19 protein-coding genes are annotated in these 12,545 nt (G+C 34.0%); 10 read left to right on the forward strand and 9 right to left on the reverse strand.

Features of this window, described 5'->3' with window-relative positions; translation table 11 throughout:
• Window positions 1-32 precede the first annotated feature (32 nt).
• The 6 genes from C1A05_RS08855 to C1A05_RS08880 all read right to left on the reverse strand — a co-directional run bounded on the left by C1A05_RS08855 (window position 33) and on the right by C1A05_RS08880 (window position 3,486).
• A complete protein-coding gene (locus C1A05_RS08855) occupies window positions 33-410 on the reverse strand; it encodes a hypothetical protein (protein ID WP_102027838.1) in 378 nt (125 codons plus the stop codon).
• 448 nt (window positions 411-858) lie between these two features.
• Window positions 859-1,398 (reverse strand): CueP family metal-binding protein, encoded by a 540-nt coding sequence (locus tag C1A05_RS08860; RefSeq protein WP_102027839.1) that lies wholly within the window; start codon window positions 1,396-1,398, stop codon window positions 859-861.
• Window positions 1,399-1,516: 118 nt separating this feature from the next.
• On the reverse strand, window positions 1,517-1,798 hold the full coding sequence (locus C1A05_RS08865; protein ID WP_102027840.1) for a hypothetical protein: 282 nt from the start codon (window positions 1,796-1,798) through the stop codon (window positions 1,517-1,519).
• A gap of 24 nt (window positions 1,799-1,822) precedes the next feature.
• A complete protein-coding gene (locus tag C1A05_RS08870; protein WP_102027841.1) occupies window positions 1,823-2,260 on the reverse strand; it encodes an SRPBCC domain-containing protein in 438 nt (145 codons plus the stop codon).
• A gap of 162 nt (window positions 2,261-2,422) precedes the next feature.
• On the reverse strand, window positions 2,423-2,767 hold the full coding sequence (locus C1A05_RS08875) for an SDR family NAD(P)-dependent oxidoreductase (protein ID WP_102027842.1): 345 nt from the start codon (window positions 2,765-2,767) through the stop codon (window positions 2,423-2,425).
• A gap of 215 nt (window positions 2,768-2,982) precedes the next feature.
• Window positions 2,983-3,486, reverse strand: a complete 504-nt coding sequence (locus C1A05_RS08880) for a DUF2345 domain-containing protein (protein ID WP_145997305.1) — start codon at window positions 3,484-3,486, stop codon at window positions 2,983-2,985.
• Window positions 3,487-3,809: 323 nt separating this feature from the next.
• Here C1A05_RS08880 and C1A05_RS08885 point away from each other — a divergent pair, with 323 nt between their 5' ends.
• The 6 genes from C1A05_RS08885 (at window position 3,810) to C1A05_RS08905 (ending at window position 9,044) form a co-directional block, all read left to right on the forward strand.
• Window positions 3,810-4,901, forward strand: coding sequence for a CotH kinase family protein (locus tag C1A05_RS08885; protein WP_102027844.1), 1,092 nt, complete (start codon window positions 3,810-3,812; stop codon window positions 4,899-4,901).
• A 170-nt stretch (window positions 4,902-5,071) separates the two neighbouring features.
• Window positions 5,072-5,566, forward strand: coding sequence for a hypothetical protein (locus C1A05_RS08890; RefSeq protein WP_234998445.1), 495 nt, complete (start codon window positions 5,072-5,074; stop codon window positions 5,564-5,566).
• A gap of 58 nt (window positions 5,567-5,624) precedes the next feature.
• Window positions 5,625-6,575 (forward strand): hypothetical protein, encoded by a 951-nt coding sequence (locus C1A05_RS08895; protein ID WP_102027845.1) that lies wholly within the window; start codon window positions 5,625-5,627, stop codon window positions 6,573-6,575.
• 295 nt (window positions 6,576-6,870) lie between these two features.
• Entirely contained in the window at window positions 6,871-7,017 is a 147-nt protein-coding gene (locus C1A05_RS18030; RefSeq protein ID WP_159462042.1) for a hypothetical protein, read from the forward strand.
• Window positions 7,010-8,353 (forward strand): arsenic transporter, encoded by a 1,344-nt coding sequence (locus tag C1A05_RS08900; protein WP_102027846.1) that lies wholly within the window; start codon window positions 7,010-7,012, stop codon window positions 8,351-8,353. Before C1A05_RS18030 ends, C1A05_RS08900 begins: the two co-directional genes overlap by 8 nt.
• A 22-nt stretch (window positions 8,354-8,375) precedes the next feature.
• Complete coding sequence (locus C1A05_RS08905; protein ID WP_234998452.1) at window positions 8,376-9,044, forward strand: DUF2642 domain-containing protein; 669 nt, start codon at window positions 8,376-8,378, stop codon at window positions 9,042-9,044.
• Between the two features lie 38 nt (window positions 9,045-9,082).
• On the opposite strand, the gene C1A05_RS08910 is transcribed toward C1A05_RS08905, so the two are convergent.
• From C1A05_RS08910 to C1A05_RS08920, 3 genes are all read right to left on the reverse strand, one after another.
• The gene (locus C1A05_RS08910; RefSeq protein ID WP_102027848.1) at window positions 9,083-9,295 is read right to left on the reverse strand and encodes a short-chain dehydrogenase; all 213 of its coding nucleotides are present in this window, start codon (window positions 9,293-9,295) and stop codon (window positions 9,083-9,085) included.
• Window positions 9,296-9,370: 75 nt separating this feature from the next.
• On the reverse strand, window positions 9,371-9,646 hold the full coding sequence (locus tag C1A05_RS08915; protein WP_102027849.1) for a hypothetical protein: 276 nt from the start codon (window positions 9,644-9,646) through the stop codon (window positions 9,371-9,373).
• A 53-nt stretch (window positions 9,647-9,699) separates the two neighbouring features.
• The gene (locus C1A05_RS08920) at window positions 9,700-10,308 is read right to left on the reverse strand and encodes a hypothetical protein (protein WP_102027850.1); all 609 of its coding nucleotides are present in this window, start codon (window positions 10,306-10,308) and stop codon (window positions 9,700-9,702) included.
• Window positions 10,309-10,507: 199 nt separating this feature from the next.
• Here C1A05_RS08920 and C1A05_RS08925 point away from each other — a divergent pair, with 199 nt between their 5' ends.
• From C1A05_RS08925 to C1A05_RS18435, 4 genes are all read left to right on the forward strand, one after another.
• Complete coding sequence (locus tag C1A05_RS08925; protein ID WP_159462043.1) at window positions 10,508-10,903, forward strand: DUF4181 domain-containing protein; 396 nt, start codon at window positions 10,508-10,510, stop codon at window positions 10,901-10,903.
• Window positions 10,904-11,136: 233 nt separating this feature from the next.
• On the forward strand, window positions 11,137-11,625 hold the full coding sequence (locus tag C1A05_RS08930; RefSeq protein WP_102027852.1) for an SRPBCC family protein: 489 nt from the start codon (window positions 11,137-11,139) through the stop codon (window positions 11,623-11,625).
• Window positions 11,626-11,914: 289 nt separating this feature from the next.
• Window positions 11,915-12,244 carry a hypothetical protein gene (locus C1A05_RS08935; protein ID WP_102027853.1) on the forward strand — a complete coding sequence of 110 codons (330 nt, stop codon included), beginning with the start codon at window positions 11,915-11,917 and terminating at the stop codon, window positions 12,242-12,244.
• A gap of 15 nt (window positions 12,245-12,259) precedes the next feature.
• On the forward strand, window positions 12,260-12,385 hold the full coding sequence (locus C1A05_RS18435; RefSeq protein WP_255398295.1) for a hypothetical protein: 126 nt from the start codon (window positions 12,260-12,262) through the stop codon (window positions 12,383-12,385).
• Window positions 12,386-12,545: the final 160 nt, after the last annotated feature.

Genomic DNA, 12,545 nt, shown 5'->3' on the forward strand with positions numbered 1-12,545 from the left:
AGTATAGCACACCTTAAATTTTCTAAGCAATATCACTTTCCTTGTATGACAACGAACGCCAACAAACCATACCCAATTCCAAGGCATAAAAGTAGTAATTCGATTTCCCTTCCTAATGCCCCATAGCTCATAAAAAAGCCAATCAGCAACATAGCGCCGACAATCAAACAATAAATCAAATAGAGGTTTTTCCTATTTTTCTTTGGTAAATTCCTAGCACCAATTATCGTTATAATTCCTGATAAAATAAGAAACACAAATATAATAAAAAACGGACCTCCTGAAAAGGAATGAAATAGAAAGGAAAACCCCATTCCAATCAACGATATAACACCAAAAACCAAGGCTCCTAGTAATGTTAACATTCCCACCAAGATACCTAACCATTTCGAAGCATTGTATTCTTTCATCGTCCACCTCTTTTAAACAATTTAATTTAGGAAATCTAAAAGCGTTCTTATATTCTATTTGATTTTGATCAATTGGATACTGGCATCTTTTCAAATCTTGTATTTGTGAAGTTGAATTTAGGATGTTGGTTATGAACTACTGTATTTTTTGGGGATTAAAGTAAAATCGTACAGGGATTCCTCGCCAATGTTCACCCACATATCCTCTCTCCTTTGTTTTACGATAATATTCTATTTGAAAAAAGTGTCATTTTTCCCATTTTGTACATTTTTTATTAAATGGTGCTCGAGAGTGGATGATTGATGTAGCATATCTTCTCTATTTTCTGTTCCCATGAATCTTGCTTAACAACCTTTACTCCATCCAAACAATAATACATCCATAAAAAAGCCTCCTGAGACAATAAAATCTCAGGAGGGCTTTGAATATGTTTCAATTAATCATTTATTAAGCATTTTGCTCGTCTTTTAGTTGCATTGTCGTTATACAAGTATTATCTCCCTCAAATGTGGTTATTACTCGTTCTGCCACTTTTCCTTCGTGCGTTATTGTTGCATGGTAGGTTTTGTCACTAGGTAACCATAGGTCAAGAAAACCATTTGATAGGGATGTCATCTTTTCATCTACAATGACATTGCCATCCTCATCTTCAATATAAACATCAAACTCCTGTTCCACCATTTCACCTTGACACCCGGTTAAACTATGCATTTCGCAAGGGTGGGTAGTAGTTAAAAAAGGTGCAATGGAGACAAAAAATTCATCTTCAGGTAAATCATATGCTGTTTGACGATCGCCTTCTGTCACAACTAACTGAGTAGAAGTTATGGAAGCATTATCACTTGTAATGTTTCGCAAACTATAATCTTCTACTAATTCTTTAATATTAACCTCTTTGGCCTCGTCTTTCGTTGAATTATTTATAGTCCAAATTGCAACAACTGCAACTATGACGACACTAGCAAGTATAAGTATTTTATTTTTCATGACTTCATCTCCCATCAGTCGTAAACTATTTCTAACACAATCGTATCATATAATACTATAAACCTTCTCTATCTTTTGCCAGAATTAGATTATGAATCATAAAATTTTACTAGTTTTGTCAATTTTTCTTTTTATTTCGTCTTCCTCTCACATAAGTATAGACGATTGGTAATAGGAAAATTAAAAAAGTAATAATTCCGAGAATCCAGAAAACAATTGCATAAATAATGAGATGTTCTCCAGGTACATCATTGTTTATCGTGAATTTCAAGAAAGTAACATCGACTGTTGAATCCGCCACAAATTCTTTTATTTTCCATAGTTGATATCCTTTATCCAAAAGTGCTAGAGTGAATACAATTAGAGCTACACTTACTACACCCCGATTAAAGCCGCGCATCCGTGCTCTCCCTTCCGTATTGGCTTAATGAATTAAAGACCCTCTTAATGTATGAACACCATTTTCTAAATACGCCTTCAAGCAAGTGATCATGTAAACCCAGCCTTCCTTTTGATCTAATAATTTTTGGATCAATTGTGGGTCATCGTCTCGAAACCCTGATTCTACCACTTCCAGCACCGTGATCCCTTCCTCTTCTTGTATTAATGAGAGGGATACTTCCGTTTGATTCTCGCCTTCTCCCCATGTGTAAACAATTTTCTGATTCTCGATGATGCTTATAATAGGTATTGGGATATCCATGGTACTATACTCCTTGTATTGTAAGGTTATGGTTTTCCCTTGCTCCCAGCGATCCGAGCTACTTGAAAACCAAAAATGTAAAATTTTACTTGGATCTACGATAGCTTCAATTACGTTCTTGACCGGTGTGTGGATTTTCATTTTCGTTTTAATATCCATGTCATATTTGTTCCCTCTTTATTTATATTATTTTAAATATGTTTCCCTTTAAAGACTTGGATTAAACACTTGGGTAAATGAAAAACAAAAAGCAATCCCTTCCCCTTTTTCACGAGAAAAAATTGCTTTATCAATACTAAATTAATTTCTATTAAGATTGAATTATGCCACATTTATCATATGACGCCAAATATCAATTGGGTGTTTTTTCGACGAAGTCACTCGCCTTAAGGTTGCTTTGTGAAAGATAAAGTCCACACGTCCGAAAATACGGACAGCTTCATTTATAATTTTTTGCAGTTCGGTATTATTATCAATAGTAGCCTTTATAAACTTTACCTCACCATTCTGTCTACTTAGCTCTTGTTGAAAAGCTAGCCCTTTTCCTTCATTTATATCGACGAGTAAAACCTTTGACCCTTTGTTTCTAAACAGCTGTGCAGTTGCAGCACCAATTCCGGATGCCCCGCCAATAATAACCGCAACTTTTTCACTTAAATTATCCATATGCTTCAAACCTTTCTTTTTAAAAAGTTTTCTATGGAAATAAATCTCATGTAGACGCTTACAGTATTAGTATACATCGTTGGTACTTGTCACTAACGTCCAAATTTCAACAGTTTTGTGAAGAAATGAACTTAATAACAAAAAGAACAAACTGTGCAAAGCTTTGAAATACTATACCTCTACCTTACACAGTTAAAATTTATTACATTTTCCTTTTATTTATCATTTTTTGGATCCGTGAGATCCATGTTACTTTTTTCCGCGAGATTTATCTCCTTTGGATCCGTGAGATTTATCTCCCTTGGAACCGTGAGATTTATCTCCTTTGGACCCGTGAGATTTATCTCCTTTGGAACCGTGAGATTTATCCCCTTTGGAACCGTGAGACTTATCTCCTTTGGACCCGTGAGATTTATCTCCTTTGGAACCGTGAGATTTATCCCCTTTGGAGCCGTGAGATTTATCCCCTTTGGAGCCGTGAGATTTATCCCCTTTGGAGCCGTGAGATTTATCCCCTTTGGAACCGTGAGATTTATCCCCTTTGGAGCCGTGAGATTTATCCCCTTTGGAGCCGTGAGATTTATCCCCTTTGGAGCCGTGAGATTTATCCCCTTTGGAACCGTGAGATTTATCTCCTTTGGACCCGTGAGATTTATCTCCTTTGGAGCCGTGAGATTTATCCCCTTTGGAACCGTGAGATTTATCCCCCTTTGAGCCATGGGACTTCTTACCCTTAGATTTTGGTCCTGGTCCTTTCTTTTTCTTCTTTCCTTCTACTACTAATGATTGTTCTTTTTCTACTGGATTATGAAACATAAAAGAGGTGTCTAATTCGTTTTCTATACCAATCTCTTTTGCTCTACTAACTGTTAGTATTTTTGTCATACGTTCTCACTCCTTAGAAAAATATGAATTTCTATATTTAAAATACGCATCTGTGAAGGAATGGTTTGTATAAATGACATGGTTTTTATAAATCACTCACAAATGTTGCAATATTTTACATACAGTACATTAGTTAATTTACGAGAGGAGTAAAATGATGGAGTCGATTCAAGAAGTTATACAATATGAAATAATCGCAAACCCTAAAAAGTTAAAAAAATTACGTAATGATCCTTGGTCAGATACCCCTGTTCCAGGAAAGCTTCAATTGTTAAATCAAATCTATGACATGGATCTATTGTATAGGGGACATCATATTCGAAAATTACCGAAAAAGTCTTATGATATAACGTTCCCAAATTTCCAATTATTTCAAAATCAAAGAAGAATACATTTAAATGCAGAATATAAAGACCCTTCGCGAATTCGAAATAAATTATCTTTTGACTTTTTTAATGACATAGGGGTTATCGCCCCAAAATCTAAACATGTACAACTACGATTAAACAAGAGGTTAGAGGGTGTCTATTTACAAATCGAATCTTTTGATGGTCTATTTTTGAAGAATCGTGGACTTGCGGATGGTGACATCTATTATGCAACCAATGATGATGCTAACTTTTCCCTTATCACCCCTGAAGGAAATACGAAAAAAAACCTTCTTGATGGATATACCAAGCATTATAGCAAAAGTCATAGTCCTACTAATGAACCTTTGGAAAACCTTATCTTCCTTATTAACACTTTGCCAAAAGCCGAATTTAAAAAAGAAATAGCTCTTGTGCTTAATATCCCTAAATATATGCTTTGGTTGGCAGGGGTTGTTTGCACACAAAACTTTGATGGATTTATTCATAATTACGCTTTATATCGAAATGACGATACTGGTCTTTTTGATATAACACCTTGGGATTATGATGGGACCTGGGGAAGAAATTTGAATGGAAAAGAATTAGATCATGATTATGTACCAATCACAGGATATAATACCTTATCTGCACGACTTTTATCTGTCCCTCAATTTCGTAAACAATATCATTCAACGCTATCTGATCTGTTAGAACATTATTTTACTGTTACGTATTTAGAAGGATATATTAGGGAGCTGTTGCAAACAATTAGACCATATGTGTTACAGGACCCCTACCAAAAGTCTATAGATGCTTTTGATAGGGAGTTTGATTATATTCTGGAATTTATAAAAAAGAGAAATGACTATTTAAAAGCAAACATGAATTTACTGTTATAAACCCTCCGTCTAATGAGGGTTTTTTTTTGGTCACCTTTCATATGGCTAAGAGTCTACTAGACATTTGTGTAAAATTAAGGAAAGAGGCGATGTAACTAGTACCCTATTAGTATATGACACATATACATACAGTGAATTTACACAAAAAATAATAGTGGAGGTTATGGTAAATGAGTGAGCAAATGAGAACTTATTTAGAATCTCTTCGGGATAAAGTAGTTCGTTTTGATAGAGGAGGTCCCGAATCAAGAGTTGGTAGGCTACTAGATGTGTATACAGATTATTTAGTGTTGTTAACAGAAGAAGATGGGGTAGTGTATTACAAAACCCATCATATTAAAAGTATTACAGAAGAAGTAAAAAATGGGATTGAGTTTGATTTGGAAGCATCTGAGGATTTCAAATATGAGACAGGTGAAAATTTCATTGATTTACTAAGAAAAATGAAGCATAAGTGGATCACAATTAATAGAGGTGGTCCTGAAAAGCTGGAGGGTGTCATCGATGAGATTACAGAGGATTATGTAACGGTTGTATTGTATACCGAAGTCATTCGACTATCTACTTTCCATATTAGAAACTTCAGTTATGGATTAAAACCAGAGCCACCTGTTCCTTTAGAGGAAATGGAGGTACAAAGAGGCAATTTAAGAACTGAAAATTAATATAAAAGTCGCTTCGTTATAGGAGCGGCTTTCTTCAAAACAGGAAGGAGGAGATCAGATGACATCTCACAATAACTTAAATGACCTTGTCGGTTATACCGTGCGGGTTCAATTAAGTGGAGATGAATACGTCTATGGAAAACTACTAGACTTAAAATGGGACCATCTCATTGTGCTAGGAGAAAATGAAGAAATTGACTATTTCAGCTTGCGACACTTAGTAGAGATCAAGAAAAACTCCAAAGAAATTGCTATGGATATGCCAACTTATAACTATTTAAATAGAGACACTTTTAGTAATTTACTACAAGATTTAGAAAACACATGGGTTTGTATAAAACATACTGAAGGTGGATTTATTGAGGGGGTAGTTAGTGAGGCGAATATGAATTATCTAATTTTCATAGATGAAGAGGAAATCAAATATGTACCAATCGAAAAAATTGTCAAAATTCAATTAAGACCATTGGAAAATGAGGAGGAAGAGATTCAAGAAGAGATAGAAGAAGAAAACGAGGAAAACGAGGAAAACGAAAATGAAACAGCTCAAGAATCTAATAATGAGGCAATCCCCTATACAGTTGAAGAAAATCAATCAGAAGTGAACTCCAACAGCAAAGATACTGAATCAAAGCCAATAGAATCGAGTGAAGAGGTAAAAAAGACTGAAGCGGAAAATTCAGAGAAAAAAGCTGTTGAACAGGTTGAAGATAAAACCATTTCCAACCACCTTATAGAACAAGAAGAAAAGAATAGAGATAAGCCAGTCCAAGAGAAAACCACTGACAAACATCAAAATAATGAAACAAATAAAGAAAAGGAGCAAATACCAAAATCCCCAAAAACAAAAGTAAAGGTAAGTGAAATCAAGCCAATGAAGAAAACGAATTCACCTATAAAAAGAAAGGAAGTCCCAAACCCAGAAAAAAGATACAAAAAGAATAACATTACGGAAGATTTCTATTTACGAAATTGGAAAAAAGTGAAATCAAAAAAAAAAAAGAAATGAGATTCGATTACCCAAAAAATAAAAATTCAATTAAGAACCACTTTGCCCTTGATCTATCAATTAATTCACCCTATGTTGCATCTACTAAAAACAAAAAGGTCAAGGGCAAACATTACTTTGGTGTTTACTCATATTCAAACTTAGCATTTAAAAATAGAAAACGGAGCCGTTCCTTCCATAACAAGGTCCCTTCACAGTTTATTCAATCTATTAATAGCTGTAAAATTCACGAAACTCTCCACCAGCATATGAAAGAAAAATAAATTTCAAGATATTTTAGGAAGGAGGACTAAAAATGGCTATGGCGTTCATTTTAGTAGCATTCGGGATTTTTTATTATCAATTGATTAAACCTGGCTATGCTACAATACACGAGAAAAAAGTCATCCCAATCAAAATAAAAGATTCTACTATTAAGGGAGAGGCGAACATTAATGGATGAAATAAGAACCGGACTCACCATATCGATTTTTTCCTTAACCATTTTATTTATGATTTGGAAACCAAAGGGGCTAAATGAAACAATTCCAACATTCATTGGCGCATCATTATTTCTAATTTTTGGAATCGTTCCTCTATCTGAGGTAATTGATATTTTTAATATGGTAAGTGGCCCATCAATCACGATTATATCTACCATTGTTATGACGGTTGTGTTAGAAAGTGTCGGTTTCTTTAAATGGGTTGCCCAAAATATAGTTTTGAAAACCAATGGTTCCGGTTTACGACTCTTTATCTATGTTAACATCCTTTGTTTCTTTACAACGATTTTTTTTAATAATGATGGAAGCATTCTAATCACAACTCCAATTATTATTCATATCGTTACCTTTTTAAAATTAAAGGACAAACAAAAGATACCTTTTCTAATTTCTGGAGCACTTATTGCTACAGCTTCTAGCGCTCCAATTGCAGTAAGTAATATCGCAAATCTAATTTCATTACAGATTGTAGGGTTAGATTTAAATCGTTATATTTATATGATGTTTGTACCATCTATGGTTGGGATCATCATAATTGGTTTGCTCCTCTATCTATACTTTAGAAGTGAAATTCCAAAAAGGATTCCAATAATAAACCAAGCTTTTGACATGAGCGGCAAAAAACATCCCTTGGAAAGTTCAAAGCCATTAACAGATGTAGATTGGTCTACATTAAAACTCTTTTTCATCATTGTAGTGTTCGTACGCGCTGGCTATTTTGTCTTGTCCCCTTTTGGTATTTCAATTGAAATTATCTCGATTGTCGGAGCAGTCATTATTATCTTGCTTAGATGGATCAAACAAAGAAAAGGAATTAAAGATGTTATCAAACGAACCCCCTGGCATATCCTTTTATTTGCCTTTAGCATGTATATTCTAGTTTTTGGTCTTCACAACGTCGGAATTACCAATAGTATCATTGACTTTTTAAAACCTTTCATACAAGACAGTGTTTTTAACGCAATTATGATAATGGGAACATTTCTATCTTTCTTATCTAATATTGTAAATAACTTACCGTCCGTAATGATAGGAACGCTTATGCTAACGGAAATGAATTTGGATATAGAAACAATTCAACTATCCTATCTAGCAAATGTCATTGGTGCAGATATTGGCTCCCTACTCACCCCTGTTGGAACTTTAGCAACATTAATCTGGATGTATCTATTAAAACAAAATGGTATTAAAATTACTTGGGGAAAATATATTAAAGTCACATTAATGGTAATCCCAATCGGCTTGATTATGAGTCTACTAAGCTTATATTTATGGAACCTTTGGCTTTTAAACTAAGAAAGGAAGATCTGATTTGAATATGTTAAATAACTATGTAAATGAGAAAATCAACGTAGAACTATCTGGAAAAATAAACTATGATGGTATTTTAATTGAGATAGGTGCAGATATCATCGTTTTATTTGATGGAGATGACTATCTTTACATTCCGATATTACACATTCAAAAATTAAAAAAAGGCTGGAGTGAAAATTTTATTAGAGAAATAAACGATCCAGGTGAGTCACCTTTTTATATCGAGAAAAATAACAGTACCTCCCTTCGGAAAATCTTAAATGTTGCCAAAGGAACATTCGTCGAAATTTTTGTAACTGGTCATCAATCGATTCATGGGTATATTACAAATATTTTAAGTGATTACTTTGTTTTTTACTCACCTGTATATAAAACAATGTTCATTCCAATCAAACATCTCAAATGGCTCATTCCTTATATTGAATTTAAAACTCCCTACTCATTAAATAAGCAAGACTTTCCAGTTAACCCCTCCGAAATAGGTCTTTCCAGAACATTTGAAATACAATTGGAAAAATTAAAAGAGAAAATAGTCGTTTTTGACTTAGGTCTAGATAAAAATAAAATCGGTCAATTAACAACAATTAAACATAACATGGTAGAAATGATTACTGCCCGAGAAGAGTCCATCTTCTTAAATTTACACCATATAAAAACGGTACATTTCCCATAGGAGAGGTACCGTTTTCCTTTTTTTTAGCATCCTCCCGATTAGGCTTTCCTCTCATCTGACTTCTCTCCACCATATACCCCGACTAATAGATCTACTAACCATTTATTCTTATCCAGTATGATATGACTTACAAATACGGAAAGAAAAAAGGAAATGGTCGGCAAACCTGTTGTCAGTATGCTTGTCACTATCAAAAATAAAAAAACCGAAATTAAGAAAAGTAGAATTGTATAAATAATACCTCTAGCCATATAAATCCTCCATAAATAGTTTTAAGAAAATGTTAGCATAATGCCCCATATATGTATGTAATTACCGATAATACACTACTTCTCTATTTTTATAAATTGTAGAATAATAAAGTTAACCCAGGTTAAGACAGGAATAAAAAATAATAAAATAGAAAAACGAGTTTGCGCTAAACCAAATAATGCTGCTTCCTCATCCAAATAATACACAAGCCATGATGCGCTAATTAAAATGACCGTATTTAACCCAAACGCAACCCACATGCTAATTGCCTTTGATTTACTAATCTTTTTTATGTATATAGAAACAAGTGTCGATAGGAGGAATGTGATAGAAATAATAACAAAATTCAATTCCTCTCCCTCTCTTTCCTTGGGATATTAGGTAAGTATATGTGATAGATTTCTTACTTTTCTTCAATTTTAATTTTTAATAATAACACTAAGCTATCCTCCTTTATCATTTTTTCCACTTCCGATTTATTCGTGTAATCATATAGCTTAACCGAATTAGTAGAAGGCTGCCTGAACACAGCTAAGGTATAACTTTCTCCTAAGCTCAACTCTACCTTATCTTCTCCTATCGTATACTCAGAGCCGCTAGGTAATAGCTCCTTATACCCTAAATCTATATTTCTAGGCTGTAAGGTAGTAGAGGGAGAATATAAAAATACTTGTGTATCTTCTGTTCGGGGATTAATGATTCCCCACCCCAAGCTTCCCTCCTCGAGTTCATTTGGGCTATGACCGTAAGATAACTGTGCTAGAGGATTCGGATCTTTTTCTCCATTAACATACTTCTCAACCCATAAGGTTACCCATCGTTTATTTGCATTTGGTAACGTAAACGAAAAATCATAAAGGGTTCCTATGCCTAGCTCTTTAAACGTTTCCATATAAGGAGAGTCCGGATTTTTAACTATGGTTGCATTTTCCTTGTTATCGTCAGCACATCCACTCAAAAATAGTATGCCAAAAATAAAACTTAAGATTAACAATAGCCCAACCCTCTTCATCAATAATATCCCCCTATCCTTCGCCAAATTTATGGATTTCTTATAATCCATTTTATCACAAACCCCATTGCATTAATAGGAATATTCTGTAAATTACTATTGTCATATGCTAAAATAATCTATAAAAGGACACCAGATTATATCCTAATAACTGACTACCCGTTTTGTTACGGGAATCTTACGGACTAGGAGCATGCACATGAATGTTGATGTTTTGGAAATGGCTTTATTCTTTTTTATTGCTTTTGCATTTACAAAACTTGTTAGCTACCTGTTAAGAAAAACCCTACAAATTCAGAAGGTTAAAAAAGAGTTTTTCTCCAATAATCACATCACGAGCAGTCATAAAAAAATAGACTGGGGGTTAAGAACAATCTTCTTTATCGCTCCGTTTCTTGTCCTTTTTTTAACGAAACTACAAAACATGGAGCTTTATCTTACGCTTACTTTCTTTATATTTCTCCTTACAGTTATACTCGACTATGCTGTACGTGCTTATTTTGAATGGAAGCATACCGATCAACCAAAACAAGCAATCCTAACACTTAGTGAGATGACGTTATTTTCAGTAGCAATAGTTATTATGTTTACATAATAGAGTAAGTTAAATTAATAAATATTATGATGCTCTTTTCGCGTTCCTCTCCAAAAAGTAATTGTTTAGTTAAATCGCTAACTTTTCGATCAATTCGTTGTTATCTGTGATTCCATAATTAGCTATTAAAATGGGTCTACGTTTTTCACCTTCGATATATCAGAAAATTCTTTCTATGATTCTGTAATCATGATACGATATGGAAGAAAAATAATGCAAAAGGGGATGAAGCCTTGAAAACATCGACTAATACAAAAGCGATAACAAGTGACGTAACCATTCAATCTGAGTTGGAACTCGTATGGTATGCATGGACATTGTCTGAGCGTGTTTCCCAATGGTTCGCACCGGAAGCGGTAGTTGATCCCAAAGTTGGTGGTTCATTTGAACTTTATTTCATACCTGGCAATAAAGAAGAAATGAACACAAGAGGGTGTAAAATTTTAAAGCTTATCGAAAAAGAGACATTAGTATTTACATGGAAAGGCCCTGATCCCTTTCAAAATCTAATGAATAAAGAAGACGAGCTTACCGTTGTCAACGTGAAGTTCGAGAAAGTCGATGACAGCAATACAAAGGTTGTTGTAACACATGATGGATTTAAAGAGGAAGAAATCTGGTCAGAAGCATTTAACTGGCATCAAGCTGCTTGGAAGCAAGTTTTAGCTAGCTTAAAATCAGCTCTAGAAAAAGGCGAAGGAGCCTTATGCTGTCAACCATAAGCTATTAGACAATGAAAGTACTATTCTAGTTAAGAGCCTAAAAAATGAAATTTGTATGAATCCTATCATGATATCACTTCATACTGTAGTATTAGGACTTAAAGATGAAAATTCTTTATGTCCTTATATTAATTAGTTGGAAGATTTCGCAAGCGTAATTATGTATTACATTCTCCTATTACGTCTCTTGTGGCACAATTAGAATATGTGTTGTGTTTATTTTTTACTTTCCAACTATAGATAAAGCGTATATAATAAATAACACTCCATTTAAGGGCGGTGAAAGATTGTGCAAAAAAACGTTGCCCTGTTGCTTCTACTTTTAGTAGTATGCTATTCGCACACATTTGAATCTACCTTAACACTAGATCACAACCCAATCGATATACAAGAATATGATCCCTTACTTAATTATTCATTCGATTCAGTAGACAATGGTGGAGACAAAAGAATAGCAATTGTACACTTTATCGTAATAGGTTTCATTCACTTATCTTTAGCAGTTCCCTTCGGCCAACTTATTCAATTAACAAAATATCGCAAATTACTAACTCCGGTTTTTTACCAATCAAATTATGTGGTTTTTCCTCTTCTTTTGAAAGAACGGAATCTTTTTTAAAAGGAGGAAAACAATATGATGCTATGGTTTCGTATTATTATGATAGGCTTCTTCTCTATGACTGCGATTTCTTTACTTTCTTACCAAGGAATTGAGATTTATCAAGCCTTTTTGGATTTTTTTCAAAACCAAGAAAAGTAATAAAGCCTTCTAAAACCACCTTTTTTAAGGTGGTCAGCTTGTAGAGAAAGTAGGTGTTTTTTCTCTACAAGCTTTTTTGTTGTATGGAGGAAATTAAAATTAAACCGGTATTTGGGGTGGAAAATAGACTCCCACACACCTAGCCAAGCTTGGCTAGGTG

This window comes from Salirhabdus sp. Marseille-P4669 (genome assembly GCF_900240405.1).
Lineage (GTDB): Bacteria > Bacillota > Bacilli > Bacillales > Alkalibacillaceae > OEQK01.

Excerpts from the sequence above, each read along its gene's own strand:
- C1A05_RS08855 (WP_102027838.1), bottom strand. The coding sequence starts at position 410 with ATGAAAGAATACAATGCTTCGAAATGGTTAGGTATCTTGGTGGGAATG.
- C1A05_RS08860 (WP_102027839.1), bottom strand. The coding sequence starts at position 1,398 with ATGAAAAATAAAATACTTATACTTGCTAGTGTCGTCATAGTTGCAGTT.
- C1A05_RS08865 (WP_102027840.1), bottom strand. The coding sequence starts at position 1,798 with ATGCGCGGCTTTAATCGGGGTGTAGTAAGTGTAGCTCTAATTGTATTC.
- C1A05_RS08870 (WP_102027841.1), bottom strand. The coding sequence starts at position 2,260 with ATGGATATTAAAACGAAAATGAAAATCCACACACCGGTCAAGAACGTA.
- C1A05_RS08875 (WP_102027842.1), bottom strand. The coding sequence starts at position 2,767 with ATGGATAATTTAAGTGAAAAAGTTGCGGTTATTATTGGCGGGGCATCC.
- C1A05_RS08880 (WP_145997305.1), bottom strand. The coding sequence starts at position 3,486 with ATGGCTCAAAGGGGGATAAATCTCACGGTTCCAAAGGGGATAAATCTC.
- C1A05_RS08885 (WP_102027844.1), top strand. The coding sequence starts at position 3,810 with ATGGAGTCGATTCAAGAAGTTATACAATATGAAATAATCGCAAACCCT.
- C1A05_RS08890 (WP_234998445.1), top strand. The coding sequence starts at position 5,072 with ATGAGTGAGCAAATGAGAACTTATTTAGAATCTCTTCGGGATAAAGTA.
- C1A05_RS08895 (WP_102027845.1), top strand. The coding sequence starts at position 5,625 with ATGACATCTCACAATAACTTAAATGACCTTGTCGGTTATACCGTGCGG.
- C1A05_RS18030 (WP_159462042.1), top strand. The coding sequence starts at position 6,871 with ATGGCTATGGCGTTCATTTTAGTAGCATTCGGGATTTTTTATTATCAA.
- C1A05_RS08900 (WP_102027846.1), top strand. The coding sequence starts at position 7,010 with ATGGATGAAATAAGAACCGGACTCACCATATCGATTTTTTCCTTAACC.
- C1A05_RS08905 (WP_234998452.1), top strand. The coding sequence starts at position 8,376 with ATGTTAAATAACTATGTAAATGAGAAAATCAACGTAGAACTATCTGGA.
- C1A05_RS08910 (WP_102027848.1), bottom strand. The coding sequence starts at position 9,295 with ATGGCTAGAGGTATTATTTATACAATTCTACTTTTCTTAATTTCGGTT.
- C1A05_RS08920 (WP_102027850.1), bottom strand. The coding sequence starts at position 10,308 with ATGAAGAGGGTTGGGCTATTGTTAATCTTAAGTTTTATTTTTGGCATA.
- C1A05_RS08925 (WP_159462043.1), top strand. The coding sequence starts at position 10,508 with ATGAATGTTGATGTTTTGGAAATGGCTTTATTCTTTTTTATTGCTTTT.
- C1A05_RS18435 (WP_255398295.1), top strand. The coding sequence starts at position 12,260 with ATGATGCTATGGTTTCGTATTATTATGATAGGCTTCTTCTCTATGACT.